15 protein-coding genes are annotated in these 15,562 nt (G+C 59.7%); 11 read left to right on the top strand and 4 right to left on the bottom strand.

Going from position 1 to position 15,562, the window contains the following annotated elements:
• Positions 1-174: 174 nt before the first annotated feature.
• From paaA to paaZ, 8 genes are all read left to right on the top strand, one after another.
• Entirely contained in the window at positions 175-1,164 is a 990-nt protein-coding gene (gene paaA, locus D8U18_RS17840) for a 1,2-phenylacetyl-CoA epoxidase subunit PaaA (RefSeq protein ID WP_056854847.1), read from the top strand.
• A 28-nt stretch (positions 1,165-1,192) separates the two neighbouring features.
• Positions 1,193-1,474: a 1,2-phenylacetyl-CoA epoxidase subunit PaaB gene (paaB, locus tag D8U18_RS17835; protein WP_007943393.1), complete on the top strand. Its 282-nt coding sequence runs from the start codon at positions 1,193-1,195 to the stop codon at positions 1,472-1,474.
• Positions 1,475-1,482: 8 nt separating this feature from the next.
• Complete coding sequence (paaC, locus tag D8U18_RS17830; protein WP_130931028.1) at positions 1,483-2,244, top strand: 1,2-phenylacetyl-CoA epoxidase subunit PaaC; 762 nt, start codon at positions 1,483-1,485, stop codon at positions 2,242-2,244.
• Positions 2,231-2,764: a 1,2-phenylacetyl-CoA epoxidase subunit PaaD gene (gene paaD, locus D8U18_RS17825; RefSeq protein ID WP_056854849.1), complete on the top strand. Its 534-nt coding sequence runs from the start codon at positions 2,231-2,233 to the stop codon at positions 2,762-2,764. Before paaC ends, paaD begins: the two co-directional genes overlap by 14 nt.
• A 34-nt stretch (positions 2,765-2,798) precedes the next feature.
• On the top strand, positions 2,799-3,875 hold the full coding sequence (paaE, locus tag D8U18_RS17820; protein ID WP_056854850.1) for a 1,2-phenylacetyl-CoA epoxidase subunit PaaE: 1,077 nt from the start codon (positions 2,799-2,801) through the stop codon (positions 3,873-3,875).
• A 176-nt stretch (positions 3,876-4,051) separates the two neighbouring features.
• Positions 4,052-4,360: a DUF485 domain-containing protein gene (locus tag D8U18_RS17810; protein WP_130904194.1), complete on the top strand. Its 309-nt coding sequence runs from the start codon at positions 4,052-4,054 to the stop codon at positions 4,358-4,360.
• Positions 4,357-6,003 carry a cation acetate symporter gene (locus tag D8U18_RS17805; RefSeq protein ID WP_131108108.1) on the top strand — a complete coding sequence of 549 codons (1,647 nt, stop codon included), beginning with the start codon at positions 4,357-4,359 and terminating at the stop codon, positions 6,001-6,003. The genes D8U18_RS17810 and D8U18_RS17805 overlap by 4 nt, the downstream gene beginning before the upstream one ends.
• A gap of 62 nt (positions 6,004-6,065) precedes the next feature.
• On the top strand, positions 6,066-8,135 hold the full coding sequence (gene paaZ / locus D8U18_RS17800) for a phenylacetic acid degradation bifunctional protein PaaZ (protein WP_130904193.1): 2,070 nt from the start codon (positions 6,066-6,068) through the stop codon (positions 8,133-8,135).
• Between the two features lie 137 nt (positions 8,136-8,272).
• Here the strand turns inward: paaZ and D8U18_RS17795 are convergent, their stop codons facing one another.
• The 3 genes from D8U18_RS17795 to D8U18_RS17785 are packed head-to-tail and all read right to left on the bottom strand — an operon-like array spanning position 8,273 to position 11,741.
• Positions 8,273-9,181, bottom strand: a complete 909-nt coding sequence (locus D8U18_RS17795; RefSeq protein WP_131108107.1) for a helix-turn-helix transcriptional regulator — start codon at positions 9,179-9,181, stop codon at positions 8,273-8,275.
• Complete coding sequence (locus D8U18_RS17790) at positions 9,178-10,596, bottom strand: aminotransferase (RefSeq protein ID WP_131108106.1); 1,419 nt, start codon at positions 10,594-10,596, stop codon at positions 9,178-9,180. The genes D8U18_RS17795 and D8U18_RS17790 overlap by 4 nt, the downstream gene beginning before the upstream one ends.
• A 38-nt stretch (positions 10,597-10,634) precedes the next feature.
• Positions 10,635-11,741 (bottom strand): polyamine ABC transporter substrate-binding protein, encoded by a 1,107-nt coding sequence (locus tag D8U18_RS17785; protein ID WP_130931026.1) that lies wholly within the window; start codon positions 11,739-11,741, stop codon positions 10,635-10,637.
• 217 nt (positions 11,742-11,958) lie between these two features.
• On the opposite strand from D8U18_RS17785, the gene D8U18_RS17780 reads away from it, so the two are divergent.
• The 3 genes from D8U18_RS17780 (at position 11,959) to queC (ending at position 14,863) form a co-directional block, all read left to right on the top strand.
• A complete protein-coding gene (locus D8U18_RS17780) occupies positions 11,959-12,741 on the top strand; it encodes an enoyl-CoA hydratase-related protein (protein ID WP_130908400.1) in 783 nt (260 codons plus the stop codon).
• The gene (locus tag D8U18_RS17775) at positions 12,738-13,919 is read left to right on the top strand and encodes an acetyl-CoA C-acyltransferase family protein (protein WP_056854858.1); all 1,182 of its coding nucleotides are present in this window, start codon (positions 12,738-12,740) and stop codon (positions 13,917-13,919) included. The genes D8U18_RS17780 and D8U18_RS17775 overlap by 4 nt, the downstream gene beginning before the upstream one ends.
• A gap of 248 nt (positions 13,920-14,167) precedes the next feature.
• Positions 14,168-14,863, top strand: a complete 696-nt coding sequence (gene queC / locus D8U18_RS17770; protein ID WP_131108105.1) for a 7-cyano-7-deazaguanine synthase QueC — start codon at positions 14,168-14,170, stop codon at positions 14,861-14,863.
• Positions 14,864-14,917: 54 nt separating this feature from the next.
• On the opposite strand, the gene D8U18_RS17765 is transcribed toward queC, so the two are convergent.
• The coding region (locus D8U18_RS17765) for a queuosine precursor transporter (RefSeq protein ID WP_131108104.1) at positions 14,918-15,562 on the bottom strand (645 nt) is incomplete at its 5' end.

Raw genomic sequence — 15,562 nt, 5'->3', positions numbered from 1 at the left:
CGCAACGGTGACGCGGAGCGTCACGGGATGCATTCCCACGCGGAGCGCGGGAACGATCAATCGAAAGCGATACAAAAAACAAACGCGACACGTCATTTTATGTTTGATAATAATTTCTGTATCGCTTATAAAGTTCTCCATGCCCCAGAACAGATTTCAAGGCGGGAACAAAAAATGTACGCACAGCTCGTAGAAACCGGCGTCAAGCGCATCAAGGACCTCTCGGAAATGTCCGAACAGGAACGCGCCTTCCAGGAAAAAATCGATTCAGAAATCAAGATCGAAGCCAAGAACTGGATGCCAGATGCCTACCGCCAGACCCTGATCCGGCAGATTTCCCAACACGCCCACTCCGAAATCGTTGGCATGCTGCCCGAAGGCAATTGGGTCACCCGCGCGCCGACGCTCAAACGCAAACTGCAACTGATGGCCAAGATCCAGGACGAAGCCGGACACGGCCTGTACCTGTACAGCGCCATGGAAACCCTCGGCGCCGACCGTGATGAAGAAATCGCCAAACTGCACAGCGGCAAGGCCAAGTATTCGAGCATCTTCAATTACCCGACGCTGAACTGGGCCGACATGGGCGCGGTGGGCTGGTTGGTGGATGGCGCGGCGATCGTCAACCAGGTGGTGTTGCAGCGCACCTCGTACGGCCCCTACTCCCGGGCCATGGTGCGCATCTGCAAGGAAGAGAGCTTCCACCAGCGCCAGGGCTACGAAATTCTTCTGACCATGATGCGCCACGGTAATCAGGCGCAAAAAGACATGGTCCAGGACGCGATCAATCGTCTGTGGTGGCCGTCGCTGATGATGTTCGGCCCGAGCGACGAACACTCGCCGAACAGCGCGCAATCGATGGCCTGGAAAATCAAGCGCCAGAGCAACGATGAACTGCGCCAGCGCTTCATCGACCAAACCATCCCGCAACTGGAACTGCTGGGCTGCACCTGCCCCGATCCGGACCTGAAGTGGAATGCCGAACGCGGTCACTACGATTTTGGCGAAATCCAATGGAGCGAATTCTACGAAGTGCTCAAGGGCAACGGTCCGTGCAACACCGAACGCGTTGCCACCCGCCGCAAGGCGATTGAAGACGGTGCCTGGGTACGTGAAGCCGCCGTCGCCCACGCCCGCAAAAAACAAAACAAGAACGCCGCCTGATTCGGCCACCTGATGTGGAGTAATTGAAATGTCCGAGTGGACCCTCTTCGAAGTCTTCGTGCGCAGCAAGCACGGCCTCAACCACAAGCACGTCGGCAGCGTGCATGCCGCCGACACCACCATGGCCATCGAGAACGCACGCGAGCTCTACACCCGTCGCAGCGAAGGCGTGAGCCTGTGGGTGGTGCCTTCAGCCCTGATCACCGCTTCGTCGCCGGATGAAAAAGACCCGCTGTTCGACCCGTCGGACGACAAGGTCTACCGCCACGCCAGCTTCTACGAGCTGCCGGCCGAAGTCGGGCACATGTGAGGTCGACCATGGACAACAAGACTGATCTGATCGAATACCTGCTGCGCCTCGGCGACAGCGCCCTGATCCAGGGCCAGCGCCTGTGCCAGTGGTGCGGCAAGGCACCGGCGCTGGAAGAAGAGCTGGCACTGATGAACGTCGGCCTCGACCTGGTGGGCCAGGCGCGCAACTGGCTGGAGTACGCCGCCGAACTGCTGGACGACGGCCGCGACGCCGATCACCTGGCGTTCCGTCGCGACGAGCGCGCCTATCGCAACCTGCTGCTGGTGGAACAACCCAACGGCGACTTCGCGGTGACCATGCTCAAGCAGTTCCTCTATGACGCCTGGCATTTGCCGGTGCTGCAGGGCCTGAGCCAGTCCAGCGACGAACGCATCGCCGGGATCGCCGCCAAGGCGGTGAAGGAAGTGACCTATCACCTGCGCCGCTCCGGCGAATGGATTGAGCGTATGGGTGACGGCACCGAGGAAAGCCACAAGCGCATGCTCGCGGCAATCCCCGAAGTCTGGCGCTTCACTGTAGAACTGATCGCCGCCGACGACAGCGAACAGCGCCTGTGCGAAGCCGGCATCACCCCGGACATCGCCAGCGTCGCCGCACAGTGGCAAGCCAAGGTCAACGAAATCTTCGCCAGCGCCACCCTGCCCGTGCCCGCCGCGCCGAGCTATTTCTATCTGAATGCGCGCAAGGGCCTGCACAGCGAACACCTGGGCATTCTGCTGGCCGAGATGCAGTTCCTGCCACGAGCGTACCCCGATGCAACCTGGTGAGCTGATCGCCAGCGACCTCGGCGCCCGGCCGGCGCAACCGTCCGACCTGGCTGCCGCCTGGGCGATTCTGGCCGGGGTCATGGATCCGGAAGTCCCGGTGGTCAGCGTGGTCGACCTGGGCATTGTCCGCGATCTGGGCTGGCAGGCCGGGCACCTTCACGTTGTGGTCACGCCGACGTACTCCGGTTGCCCGGCCACCGAAGTGATCGAGAGCGATATCCGTGATGCCCTGGAGCTCGCCGGATTCAAGGCGCCGCAGCTGGAACGCAAATTGACCCCGGCCTGGACCACCGACTGGATCAGCGACAGTGGGCGCGAACGCCTGCGCGCCTACGGCATCGCCCCGCCCGAGGGCAGCACCAGCAAGCGCAGCCTGCTCGGCGAAAGCCCGCAGGTTGTATGCCCGCAATGCGGCAGCGCCCACACCGAGGTGCTCAGCGAGTTCGGTTCCACCGCGTGCAAGGCGCTGTACCGCTGCGTCGATTGCCGGGAACCGTTCGACTATTTCAAGTGCATCTGAGCGGCGAATCGGCCGTCCCAGCTGGAGAACAACAATGAGCAAATTTCACAGCCTGACCATCAAGGATGTACGCGCCGAAACCCGTGACGCGGTGTCCATCGCCTTCGAAATTCCGCAGCACTTGCAGGACAGTTTTCACTTCACCCAGGGCCAGCATCTTGTGATGCGTACCCAACTGGACGGCGAAGAAGTGCGTCGCTCCTATTCGATCTGCACCGGGGTCAACGACGGTGAACTGCGCATCGCCGTCAAGCGTGTGGCCGGTGGACGCTTTTCGGCGTTTGCCAACGAGCAGCTCAAGGCCGGCCACACGCTGGAGGTGATGCCTCCGGCCGGGCATTTCTGCGTCGAACTCGACCCGGCGCGTCATGGCAACTATCTGGCCGTGGCCGCCGGCAGTGGCATCACGCCGATCCTGTCGATCATCAAGACCACCCTGGAAACCGAACCCCACAGCCGCGTCACCCTGTTGTACGGCAATCGCTCCAGCTCCGGCGCGCTGTTTCGCGAACAGCTCGAAGACCTGAAAAACCGCTACCTGCAACGACTTAACCTGATCTTCGTGTTCAGCCGCGAGCAACAGGACGTCGACCTGTACAACGGCCGGATCAACGCCGAGAAATGCGAGCAACTGTTCAGCCGTTGGCTCGATGTCAAGGCGCTCGACGCCGCTTTCATCTGTGGTCCGCAGGAGATGACCGAGACGGTGCGCGATGGTCTCAAGGCCAAGGGCATGCAACCTGAACGCATCCATTTCGAACTGTTCGCCGCCGCCGGCAGCCAGCAAAAACGCGAAGCCCGTGAAGCGGCGCGCCAGGTGGATTCAGCGGTCAGCCAAATCACCGTGATCAGCGACGGCCGCGCCCTGGCCTTCGACCTGCCGCGTAACAGCCAGAGCATCCTCGATGCGGGCAATGCCCAGGGCGCCGAGCTGCCTTATTCGTGCAAGGCCGGCGTGTGCTCGACCTGCAAATGCAAGGTGATCGAAGGCGAAGTGGAAATGGACAGCAACCACGCTCTGGAAGACTACGAAGTGGCCGCCGGTTATGTGCTGTCGTGCCAGGCCTTCCCGATCAGCGACAAGGTGGTGCTGGATTTCGACCAGCTCTGATATCAGGCGCCACACCAAACCCTGTGGGAGCGGGCTTGCCCGCGATGAGGCCATCAGATTCAACATCACTGGTGACTGATCCATCGTTATCGCGGGCAAGCCCGCTCCCACAGTTTTAGCGATAGACCCGAAATACTGTTTCACCCCAAAACAAAAACAACAAAGGAGAGCACGTCATGACACCCCAAGACATAGAACTCATCCGCCAGCACCCCGACTTCATTCAACTGGTGCGGCGCAAGCAGACGCTGTACTGGTCGCTATCGCTGATCATGCTGGTGATCTACTTCGGCTTCGTGTTGCTGGTCGCGTTCTCCCCCTCCACGCTCGGCCAATCCCTGAGCGGCGGCGTGACCACCGTGGGCATGCTGGTGGGTGTGGTCATCGTGGTGCTGGCCTTTGCCCTGACCGGTTTCTATGTCTATCGCGCCAACAACGTGATCGACCCGCTGAACGAAAAACTCAAGCAGGAGTGCGCCCGATGAGCCGTCTTCTCGCGTTGTTCCTGTTGCCGCTGGCGGTGGTCACTGATCTGGCGGTGGCCGCCGATGGTGTGTCCCGCCCGCTCAACTGGAACGCCATTGGCATGTTCCTGGTGTTCGTCCTGTTCACCCTCGGCGTGACACGCTGGGCGGCACTGCGCACCCGCTCCGCCAGCGATTTCTATACGGCTGGCGGCGGCATGACGGGTTTTCAGAACGGCCTGGCGATTGCCGGTGACATGATCTCGGCTGCCTCGTTCCTCGGCATTTCCGCGATGATGTTCCTCAATGGCTACGACGGCCTGCTCTACGCATTGGGCGTGCTCGCGGGCTGGCCGATCATCCTGTTCCTGATTGCCGAACGCCTGCGCAACCTGGGCAAATACACCTTCGCCGACGTGGTCTCCTATCGACTGGAACAAACCCCGGTGCGCCTGACGTCGGCATTCGGCACCCTGACCGTGGCGCTGATGTACCTGGTGGCGCAGATGGTCGGCGCTGGCAAGCTGATCGAATTGCTGTTCGGCATCGACTACCTCTACGCCGTGATGCTGGTCGGCGTATTGATGGTGTTCTACGTGACCTTCGGCGGCATGCTCGCCACCACGTGGGTACAGATCATCAAGGCGGTAATGCTGCTGTTCGGCACCAGTTTCATGGCGTTCATGGTGCTCAAGCACTTCGGTTTCAGCACCGAAGCGATGTTTGCCGGTGCCACTGCCGTGCATGCCAAGGGCGGCGCGATCATGGCACCCGGCGGTTTGCTGTCGAACCCGATCGACGCAATTTCCTTAGGGCTTGGCATGATGTTCGGCACTGCCGGCCTGCCGCACATCCTGATGCGTTTCTTCACCGTCAGCGATGCCAAGGAAGCGCGTAAAAGCGTGTTCTACGCCACCGGTTTCATCGGTTACTTCTACTTGCTGCTGATCATCGTCGGCTTCGGCGCCATCGTCATGGTCGGCACCGACCCGGCATTCCGTGACGCCAGTGGCGCGATCATCGGCGGTGGCAACATGGTCGCCGTGCACCTGGCCCAGGCCGTGGGCGGCAACCTGTTCCTTGGTTTCATCTCGGCGGTGGCCTTCGCCACCATTCTGGCGGTAGTTGCCGGGCTGGCACTGTCCGGCGCCTCGGCGGTGTCCCATGACCTGTATGCCTGCGTGATGCGCAAGGGCCAGGCCAGCGAACAGCAAGAGATGCGCGTGTCGCGAATCGCCACCCTGTGCATCGGCGTGCTGGCGATCATCCTCGGCCTGCTGTTCGAGTCGCAGAACATTGCCTTCCTCTCCGGCCTGGTGCTGGCCATCGCCGCCTCGGTGAATTTCCCGGTGCTGTTCCTTTCGATGTACTGGAAAGGCCTGACCACTCGTGGCGCAGTGCTCGGCAGCCTGGCTGGCCTGATCTCGGCGATTGTCCTGCTGGTACTGAGCCCGGCCGTGTGGGTCAACGTCATGCATCACGACAAGGCACTGTTCCCGTATTCCAACCCGGCGCTGTTTTCCATGAGCCTGGCGTTCTTCAGCGCCTGGCTGTTTTCCGTCACCGACCAGTCACCCCGTGCAGCCCTTGAACGCGGTCGTTATCTGGCGCAGTTCATCCGTTCCATGACCGGTATCGGCGCCTCGGGCGCCAGCCAGCACTGATCCTCTTTTGACCGGCGCGGCTCGAACCGCGCCAGACACTGACCATACCCGGAGCAATCCTGATGTCCTCCTCAACTGCACCGCATGCCCCAACCCTGCAAAGCTTCATCGCCGGCCGCTGGCTCGGCCAACACGGCGCGCAAGTCCTGCGCAGTGCCATCGACGGCCACGATATTGCGTACACCCATGAAGAGCGCCCGGACTTCGCCGAAGCCATCGAGCACGGTCGCCGCCAGGGCATCAGTGGCCTGATGGCCCTGGATTTCCAGCAACGCGCCCAACGTCTCAAGGCGTTGGCTCTGTACTTGAGCGAGCGCAAGGAACAGCTCTACGCGATTTCCCACCACAGTGGCGCCACCCGCGCCGACAGCTGGATCGACATCGAGGGCGGCAACAGCACGCTGTTCACCTACGCCAGCCTCGGCTCGCGGGAACTGCCGTCGGGCAACGTCGTCCATGAAGGCCCGGCGATGCAGCTAAGCAAAATGGGCACCTTCGCCGGCACCCACATCCTGGTGCCTCGTGGTGGCCTGGCGGTGCACATCAATGCGTTCAACTTCCCGATCTGGGGCATGCTCGAAAAGTTTGCCCCGAGCTTCCTCGCCGGCATGCCGTGCATCGTCAAGCCGGCCAGCGCCACCAGCTACCTGACCGAAGCCGTAGTGCGACTGATGGATGAATCCGGCCTGTTGCCGGCCGGCAGCCTGCAATTGATCATCGGCGGCACCGGCGACCTGCTCGACCGCCTGCAAGGCCAGGACGTGGTGACCTTCACCGGTTCGGCCGATACCGCGGCCAAGCTGCGGGTCAACCCGAACCTGATTCGCAATTCGGTGCCGTTCAATGCCGAAGCCGACTCGCTGAACTGCGCGATCCTCGCCCCGGACGTGACCCCGGATGACGAAGAGTTCGAGCTGTTCATCAAGGAAGTCGCCAGGGAAATGACCACCAAGGCCGGGCAGAAATGCACCGCCATCCGCCGCGCCATCGTCCCGGCCAAGCACATCGATGCAGTCGCCACCCGCCTGCGCGATCGCTTGGCCAAAGTGGTGGTCGGCGACCCGTCGGTGGAAGGCGTGCGCATGGGTGCGCTGGCGTCCCACGACCAGCAGAAGGACGTGACTGAACGTCTGCAAGCACTGTTGCAGAGCAGCGACATGCTGTTTGGCGCGCGCGATGGCTTTGAACCGCGTGGTGAAAATGTCGACAAAGGCGCGTTCTTCGCGCCAACCCTGTTGCAGGCCCGCGACCCGCATGCCGAGGGCGGCGCCCACGATATCGAAGCGTTCGGCCCGGTCAGCACCTTGATGGCCTACGATGATCTGGATGAAGCCTTGGCCCTGGCTGCACGCGGCAAAGGCAGCCTGGTGGCCAGTTTGATCACCAAGGATCCGCACATCGCCGCCAAAGCCATTCCGGTGGCGGCTGCGTTGCACGGTCGGCTACTGGTGCTGGACCGTGAGTCCGCTGGCGAATCCACCGGTCACGGCTCGCCGCTGCCGCAACTCAAGCACGGCGGTCCGGGCCGCGCCGGTGGCGGTGAAGAACTCGGTGGCCTGCGTGCGGTGAAACACTACCTGCAACGCGCGGCGGTTCAAGGTTCGCCAACCATGCTGGCGGCGGTCACCGGCGAGTACGTGCGCGGTGCCAAGGTCATCGAAACCGAAGTGCATCCGTTCCGTCGATACTTCCAGGACCTGCAGATCGGCGAATCGCTGCTGACTCACCGCCGCACCGTCACTGAAGCCGATCTGGTGAACTTCGGCTGCCTGTCGGGCGACCACTTCTACATGCATTTCGACGAGATCGCCGCCAAGGAATCGCAATTCGGCAAGCGCATTGCCCACGGTTACTTCGTGCTGTCGGCGGCAGCCGGGCTGTTTGTGTCGCCTGCGCCGGGGCCGGTGTTGGCCAACTATGGCCTGGACACCTTGCGCTTCATCAACCCGGTGGGCATCGGCGACACCATCCAGGCGCGCCTGACCTGCAAACGCAAGATCGACCAGGGCAAGAAGAGCCCTCAAGGAATTCCGCAAGGCGTGGTGGCGTGGGATGTGGAGGTGACCAACCAACTCGGCGAACTGGTGGCCAGCTATGACATTTTAACGTTGGTTGTAAAACGCGAAGACTGACCTCGCACCATTGACTGATCGTTCCCACGCTCCGCGTGGGAATACAGCCCGGGGCGCTCTGCGTCCCCTCCAGCGCTGGAACGCGGAGCGTCCCTTGAGGCATTCCCACGCAGAGCGTGGGAACGATCGTGAAAGGCTCAGTGCCTGCGCAACCACTCGATAAACAGCGCAAACAATTCCGACTGCGACCCCACCTCCAGCTTCAGGTACAGGTTCTTGCGGTGCATGCGCACGGTTTCCGGCGAGATGCCCATCTGGCTGGCCGTAGACTTCACCGAATGCCCGCGCAGGACCATGTGCGCCACTTGCCGCTCGCGCTCGGTCAGCAAATCGCTGCCGAAATGCTCGAAAGCCGACTGCACTCGATGCTTGAGATCATCGCGTTGGCCCTGATCCTGGTCGCACTGGATCTCGCGACTGCGCAGCATCCCGCGCTGGCTGAATTCACTGATGAATTCACGCACCAGCGGTTCCACGGCGCGCAGCAGATTCAATTGCTCGGCGCACAGGCACTCACCGCCGAAACCCTGAAACAGGCTGAGTGAAATCTTCGTGTCATTGCCGGTATCGACGATGTAGTAGCTGTCTTCAGAACAGCCCGCGTTCAGGTAATAAGTCTTGTAGTAGTCGCTGTCGAAGAAGTGGTCCGGGGCGATTTCTTCCAGGTGATAGAACCCTTGCGCCAGCCCCTGCTCCACCGCCAGGCAGAACGGGTCGAGCAAATAGCCCCCGGCAAAATAACGCTCAAGAATCGACACCTGATATTCCTGGGCAATCCCGCGCTGATGCAGCAACTGTGGCGCGCGGTCCTTGCGCTCCAGGCTGATCATCATCGACTCGACGCCCGCCAGTTGCGCCAACGCGGATGCCAGGTGTTGCAGGGCGTCAGGCTCATCGATATGGGCGAATGCCTCGCGCATTCCCCCATGCCATTTGTGCAATGCCCCGAAGGGCATGGCGATCAGCGTATCGTCGTCTGGTTTGCTCATGCCCCGCAGTCTAGCGGCTGCGCAAGCCCTTGGTAACAGCTTGACCGACGAAATCATTGGCCCGCGTACTGACCGTTCGCTGCAAGCTCTGCCGCCACCTCCAGGATGCACACCCGCAGGGTTTCGACGATCTCATCGACTTGCGCATAGGTGAGGATCAACGGCGGCGACATGACGTTGAGGTGCATGATCGGCCGCACCAGCAAGCCTTTGGCCTGGGCCCGCGAATGGATTTTCTCGCCAATGTTGATCTCGTCGGCAAACAGTTCCTTGGTGCGTTTGTCCGCGACAAACTCCACGCACGCCATCAGCTTCATGCAGCGCACATCGCCCACCAACGGCAAGTCCCGCAGCGTCGCCAAACGTTGTTCCAGATAGCCGCCGACATCCTCGACATGGGCCAGCAGGTTTTCTCGTTCGATGATTTCGATGTTTTTCAGCGCCGCCGTGCAGCACACCGGATGGCCGCTGTAGGTGAAACCGTGGGTAAAGCAACGGCCCTTGCCCGGTTCGGCGATGACCTTCCAGATGCGCTCGGAAAAGATGCACGCGCCCAGCGGCAGGTAAGCCGAGGTCAGGCCCTTGGCAGTGGTGATGATGTCGGGTTGCACATCGAACACATCGAGGGAGGCGAAGAACTTGCCCAGGCGTCCGAACGAAGTCACCACTTCGTCGGCGGCGAACAGAATGTCGTAGCGCTGGCAGACTTCCCACATGCGCTTGAGATAGCCCTTGGGCGCAATGATCACCCCGCCCGAGCCCATCACTGGTTCGGCGAAGAAACCCGCGACCTTGTCAGCGCCAATCGACTGGATCTTGTCTTCGAATTCCTTGACCAGAAATTCGAGAAACTGCGCCTCATCCATGCCGTCTGGTGCACGGTACGGGTTGGGGTTGGAAACGTGATGGATCAGCGGGTTGGCGTAATCGAACTCCGGCACCCGGTCGGCAGCCTTGTTGCCGATCGACATGGTCAGTGTGGTAGAGCCGTGGTACGCGTTGAAGCGCGCAATGATGTGCTTCTTTTGCGGTTTTCCACGGCAGTTCTGGTAGTACTGGATCAGTCGGTACGCGGTGTCCACAGCGGTGGAGCCGCCGGTGGTCAGGAACACGTGATCGAGATCCCCCGGCGCCAGGCTGGCGAGCTTCTCGCAGAGCTCGATGGCGACGTTGTTCGACATGTCGGAAAACGGATTCGAATAGGCCAATTGCCGTACCTGGTCAGCGATGGCGTCGGCCATTTCTTCACGCCCCAGGCCGATATTCGTGCACCACATGCCACCCACTGCATCGAGGAAGCGGTTGCCCTGGGTGTCATAGATGTAGGCACCGTCTCCGGCGACGATGTTCAGCGAACCCTGTTCGGCGTGCTCGTCGAACACGTGATAGCCGTGCATATGGTGGGCCTTGTCGGCTTTGACCAGCCGGGATTCATCCGCTGGGGAAAAAACGCTGCGTGTTGGCGTCGCCATAAGTAAACCTCTAACCGAATTGACTAACGTTCGAACAATCAAATGCCGCTCTTGACGGTGCTCCAGACCCGGGTCATGGCCCGCATGTCCTTGCCGTCCTGAGTCTTCTGCGGAAACAGCCGTTCGCGGGTTTCGGCATCGGGGTAAATCGCCGGGTTGTTGCGTACATCGGCCTTCAACAAAGGCGTGGCCGCGGCGTTGCTGTTGGCGTAATGGATGTAGTCGGTGACGTCCGCCATCACCTGCGGCTGCATCAGGTACTCCAGGAACTTGTGGGCATTGGCGACGTGGGGCGCGTCGGCCGGGATGTAAAGGTTGTCGAACCAGATCAACGAACCTTCCTTGGGAATGAAGTAGGACAGGTTGATGTTCAACTTGGCTTCTTCGGCGCGGGCCATGGCTGTGGCGTAGTCGCCGGACCAGGTCATCGCCATGCACACGTCGCCGTTGGGCAGGCTGGTCAGGTAATTGACCGAGTCGAATTTGCGAATATATGGCCGCACGGACAACAGCAATTCCTGCGCGGCCTTCAGATCATCCGGCCTGGCGCTGCGAGGGTCGCGGCCGAGGTATTTGAGGGCCAGCGGAATCACTTCGGTCGGCGCATCGACCAGGGTCACACCACAATCGGCGAAGCGCGAGACAATTTTCGGATCGAAAATCATCGCCAGCGAACCGATGGGCGCGTCCGGCATGCGCTCCTTGATCTTGTCGACGTTGTAGGTGATGCCATTGCTGCCCCAGGTGTAGGGCGCGGAATACATCGTGCCGGGGTCGAAACCTTGCAGATCCTGCAATACTTTCGGATCGAGGTTGGTCCAACTCGGCAGCAGTTTCTTGTCCAGTGGCTGGAACACCTTGGCCTGGATCAGCGGCGGTGCGAGGGACGCGTTGAGCACGATCAGGTCATAGCCGGAGTGCCCGGTGAGCAACTTGGCCTGCACCGTTTCGTAAGCATCAAAGGTGTCGTAGATGACTTTGATGCCGGTGGCTTTTTCGAAATCGGCGAGGGTTTTCTCGCCGATGTAATCCGCCCAGTTATAGAGCCGCAGCGTGTTGCTGTCGTTTACCTCGGCGGCGTAGGCGTTCAGGGTCAGTGGTACAACAAACAGACTGGAAATCACCTTAAGCAGTGTCTTGCCCATAGCAAATGCACCTTATCAAGCGAGTTCGGCTCTGGATGAGCGGATGTACCTACTATTGGCGGATTCACAGGTCGGCACCATACCCCGAATGGGTGTGAACACCCGATGGGCCGGCGACATGGCAAAAAGCATCAGCCCGGTTGACCCGTTTTGGCATAGCGGCAGGGTTTGCCTGACGCTTAAAGTGCCCGTTGAACCGACTCGGCGAGAGCCCGCCATGACCGACCTGATCAAACAAGAACACCGCGATGGCGTGCTGACGCTGACCATCGACCGCCCGGACAAGCTCAACGCGCTGACCAACAGCATGTACACGCGGCTGGCCGACCTGTTGCTTACCGCGAATGAAGACGATGCCGTGGGGGCGATCATCATCACCGGCGGCCCGAACTGTTTTACCAGTGGCAACGACCTGGTGGACTTCCTGCAGGAACCGCCGAAGCACCTGGACAGCCCCGCGTTTCGCCTGATGCGCGCCGTGACGCACCTGCAAAAGCCGTTGATCGCAGCAGTTTGCGGAGCGGCCATCGGTATCGGCACCACCCTGCTGTTGCATTGCGATCAGGTGCTGATTACGCGCGACGCCAAGCTGCGCACGCCGTTCGTCAATCTGGGTCTGTGCCCCGAATTTGGCGCCAGCCTGCTATTGCCTCGCCTGCTCGGCCATGCCCGTGCCGCGCGCCTGCTGCTATTGGGTGACAGCCTCGATGGCAGCGAAGCGGTGGCCTGGGGCCTGGCCAACCAAGCCTTCGATGACGGCGAACAGTGCCTGGCCGCGGCCGCCAAAATTGCCCAGCGCTTTTTGGCGATGCCTCAGCAAGCCTTGCGCCAATCCCGGCAATTGATAAAGCAGCCGGGTATGGAAGAACTGCAGGCCACCCTGCGCGAAGAAAACACGCTGTTCATCCAGCGCCTCAACAGCGATGAGGCAAAAACAGCCTTGAACGCCCTGCTCAATCGCAGTACAGATAAGAATCCACCGAAAGGAGCCCAGTCATGAACACCCCGGACATCTTCGTAGTCAGCGCCGCCCGTACCGCCATCGGTACCTTCGGCGGTTCGCTCAAGGACGTGCCATTGGCCGACCTCGCGACCACCGCTGTGAAAGCCGCCCTGGAGCGTGCCGCCGTGGACCCGGCGCTCGTCGGCCATTTGGTGATGGGCAACGTGATCCCGACTGAAACCCGTGACGCCTATATTTCCCGGGTTGCCGCAATGAACGCCGGCATTCCCAAGGAAACCCCGGCCTACAACGTCAACCGCCTGTGCGGTTCGGGCCTGCAAGCGATCATCAACGCCGCGCAGACCCTGATGCTCGGCGACGCCGACATCGTCGTCGGTGCCGGTGCCGAATCCATGAGCCGAGGCCCGTACCTGATGCCGAGCGCCCGCTGGGGTTCGCGCATGGGCAACGCCCAGGTCATCGACTACATGCTCGGCATCCTGCATGACCCGTTCCATGGCATTCACATGGGCATCACCGCCGAAAACGTGGCCGCACGCAACGGCATCACCCGCGAGATGCAAGACGCCCTGGCCTTTGAAGACCAGAAACGCGCCGCCCACGCGATTGCCAACGGCTACTTCAGCGAACAAATCGCCACCGTGGAAATCCAGGATCGCAAGGGCACCAAGCTGTTCAGCGTCGACGAGCATCCGCGTGCCACCTCCCTGGAACAACTGGCCGGCATGAAGCCTGCGTTCAAGAAAGACGGTTCGGTGACTGCCGGCAACGCCTCGGGCCTGAACGACGGCGCCGCCGCCCTGGTCATGGCTACCGGCACCGCCGTCCAGGTCAATAACCTCAAGCCACTCGCGCGCCTGGTCAGCTACGCCCACGCCGGCGTCGAACCGGAACTGATGGGCCTCGGTCCGATCCCTGCCACGCGCCTGGCGCTCAAACGCGCCGGCCTGACCGTCGCTGACCTGGACGTGGTCGAAGCCAACATCGCCTTCGCCGCCCAGGCCTGCGCGGTCAGCCAGGAACTCGACCTCGACCCGGCCAAAGTCAACCCGAACGGCTCGGGCATCGCCCTGGGCCACCCGGTCGGCGCCACCGGCGCGATCATCGCCACCAAAGCCATCCACGAACTGCACCGCACCAACGGCCGCTACGCGCTGGTGACCATGTGCATCGGTGGTGGCCAGGGGATCGCGGCGATTTTCGAGCGCGTCTAACCCCTTGCCGTAGGGGCTGTCGAGTGAAACCAGGCTGCGATCTTTTGACCTTGTCTTATAAAAAGCAAAGTCAAAAGATCGCGGCCTGCGGCGGCTCAGGTGGAGTGCGGTACGTCCAGCGAGAAAATGACATAACCGGAAAGCGGAGACGGTCATTTCGGAAACGTCCCACAGTCAGAGTTTTAGCTTCCCGGTAGGGTCAATGCCCTCCCAGCATCAGGCTGGGATTGGCCAGGGAAGAAAAGAGCATGACTAAAAAGGCAGTTATCGTTTTCAGTGGCGGTCAAGACTCCACAACCTGCTTGATCCATGCATTGCCGCATTACGATGAAATTCACTGTATTACGTTCGACTACGGCCAGCGCCATCGTGCAGAAATCGAAGTGGCGCAGCAGCTTTCAAAGAAACTTGGCGTGACAGTACACAAGGTATTGGACACGTCATTACTCAATGAGCTGGCGATTAGCAGTCTTACTCGCGACAACATCCCGGTATCTACCACACTCAGCTCCGGGGATACCCTGCCCAGTACTTTTGTACCAGGGAGGAATGTTCTATTTTTAACCCTGGCAACTATCTACGCTTATCAAGTGCGTGCTGAAACTATCATCACCGGTGTCAGTGAGACGGAAAGCTCGGGTTACCCAGATTGTCGCGATGACTTTGTAAAGCGCCTGAATGATGCGATTGAATGTGGCATGGATTACAAATTGCGCATTGAAACCCCGCTTATGTGGCTGACCAAAGCGGAAACCTGGGCCCTTGCCGATTATCACCAACAGCTGGACTTGGTTCGCTACCAGACACTGACCTGCTATAACGGCATAAAAGGAAGTGGATGTGATCGTTGCGACGCCTGTACGCTCCGCAAAAATGGACTGATTGAATTCCTTGAAGATAGAACGGGAACTACAAAACGCCTAAGAATCAAACTGAATCTATAAAAAATAGCATATGGCAGGGGGGGGCGTTTACGATTAACACCTCGCCGCTGAACCTTATGCCGGTTGTGCTGCGCCGACGTACCTTTTAAATAAGGATCTAGCTCCATAGGCTGGAAAAATGTTAAGCACAGCAAAACACATTTTTATTGCTATCTGAACGTAAACTATATTCAGGATATCTCGGTTTTCCATGGCACCATAAAACGCAATAAAACAGAAAATAAAGCTATCTAGAATTACTGCGAAAAAAGTACTGAAGAACACTCGTAAAAATAGATACCTGGAATTTGTGAGCTGCTTAATTTTACAGAGCAAGTATGAATTTACGTACTCCGAAAAAAGAAAAGACACGGACGAAGCTACTAATGCAGACGAGACATGAGTGATGACTTCCCCATATGGTTCATTAAGCTGCCAGCCAGGCAAACCCGGGAGATATCCAGTAATGGAGAGTAAAACAAGAATAAAAGCATTACTAGCGAAGGCAAAATATATCGCCCTCCTTGCCAATCTAAGCCCATATGACTCATTTAGCAGATCAACTATCAAGAACGTCAACGGATAGAGAAAAACACCAGGAGTAACCACGACATCAAAATACTCCAAATAAATAAGCTTTGCCGCAGCGACATTAGTAAAAATATAGAGCGCAAAAAGCATTAGATTAAGAGCAACATAAGCCATCCATGACCTTTCATT

This window comes from Pseudomonas sp. Sample_10 (assembly GCF_004321495.1).
Lineage (GTDB): Bacteria > Pseudomonadota > Gammaproteobacteria > Pseudomonadales > Pseudomonadaceae > Aquipseudomonas.
The sequence above is the reverse complement of the archived record's forward strand: the minus strand, read 5'-3'. Positions and strand labels throughout refer to the sequence as shown.

What these genes read in the sequence shown, in the direction of transcription:
- paaA (WP_056854847.1), top strand. Translation starts at nt 175, where the DNA reads ATGTACGCACAGCTCGTAGAAACCGGCGTCAAGCGCATCAAGGACCTC.
- D8U18_RS17810 (WP_130904194.1), top strand. Translation starts at nt 4,052, where the DNA reads ATGACACCCCAAGACATAGAACTCATCCGCCAGCACCCCGACTTCATT.
- queC (WP_131108105.1), top strand. Translation starts at nt 14,168, where the DNA reads ATGACTAAAAAGGCAGTTATCGTTTTCAGTGGCGGTCAAGACTCCACA.
- paaC (WP_130931028.1), top strand. Translation starts at nt 1,483, where the DNA reads ATGGACAACAAGACTGATCTGATCGAATACCTGCTGCGCCTCGGCGAC.
- paaD (WP_056854849.1), top strand. Translation starts at nt 2,231, where the DNA reads ATGCAACCTGGTGAGCTGATCGCCAGCGACCTCGGCGCCCGGCCGGCG.
- D8U18_RS17795 (WP_131108107.1), bottom strand. Translation starts at nt 9,181, where the DNA reads ATGATTTCGTCGGTCAAGCTGTTACCAAGGGCTTGCGCAGCCGCTAGA.
- paaB (WP_007943393.1), top strand. Translation starts at nt 1,193, where the DNA reads ATGTCCGAGTGGACCCTCTTCGAAGTCTTCGTGCGCAGCAAGCACGGC.
- D8U18_RS17785 (WP_130931026.1), bottom strand. Translation starts at nt 11,741, where the DNA reads ATGGGCAAGACACTGCTTAAGGTGATTTCCAGTCTGTTTGTTGTACCA.
- D8U18_RS17775 (WP_056854858.1), top strand. Translation starts at nt 12,738, where the DNA reads ATGAACACCCCGGACATCTTCGTAGTCAGCGCCGCCCGTACCGCCATC.
- paaE (WP_056854850.1), top strand. Translation starts at nt 2,799, where the DNA reads ATGAGCAAATTTCACAGCCTGACCATCAAGGATGTACGCGCCGAAACC.
- D8U18_RS17780 (WP_130908400.1), top strand. Translation starts at nt 11,959, where the DNA reads ATGACCGACCTGATCAAACAAGAACACCGCGATGGCGTGCTGACGCTG.
- D8U18_RS17805 (WP_131108108.1), top strand. Translation starts at nt 4,357, where the DNA reads ATGAGCCGTCTTCTCGCGTTGTTCCTGTTGCCGCTGGCGGTGGTCACT.
- D8U18_RS17790 (WP_131108106.1), bottom strand. Translation starts at nt 10,596, where the DNA reads ATGGCGACGCCAACACGCAGCGTTTTTTCCCCAGCGGATGAATCCCGG.
- paaZ (WP_130904193.1), top strand. Translation starts at nt 6,066, where the DNA reads ATGTCCTCCTCAACTGCACCGCATGCCCCAACCCTGCAAAGCTTCATC.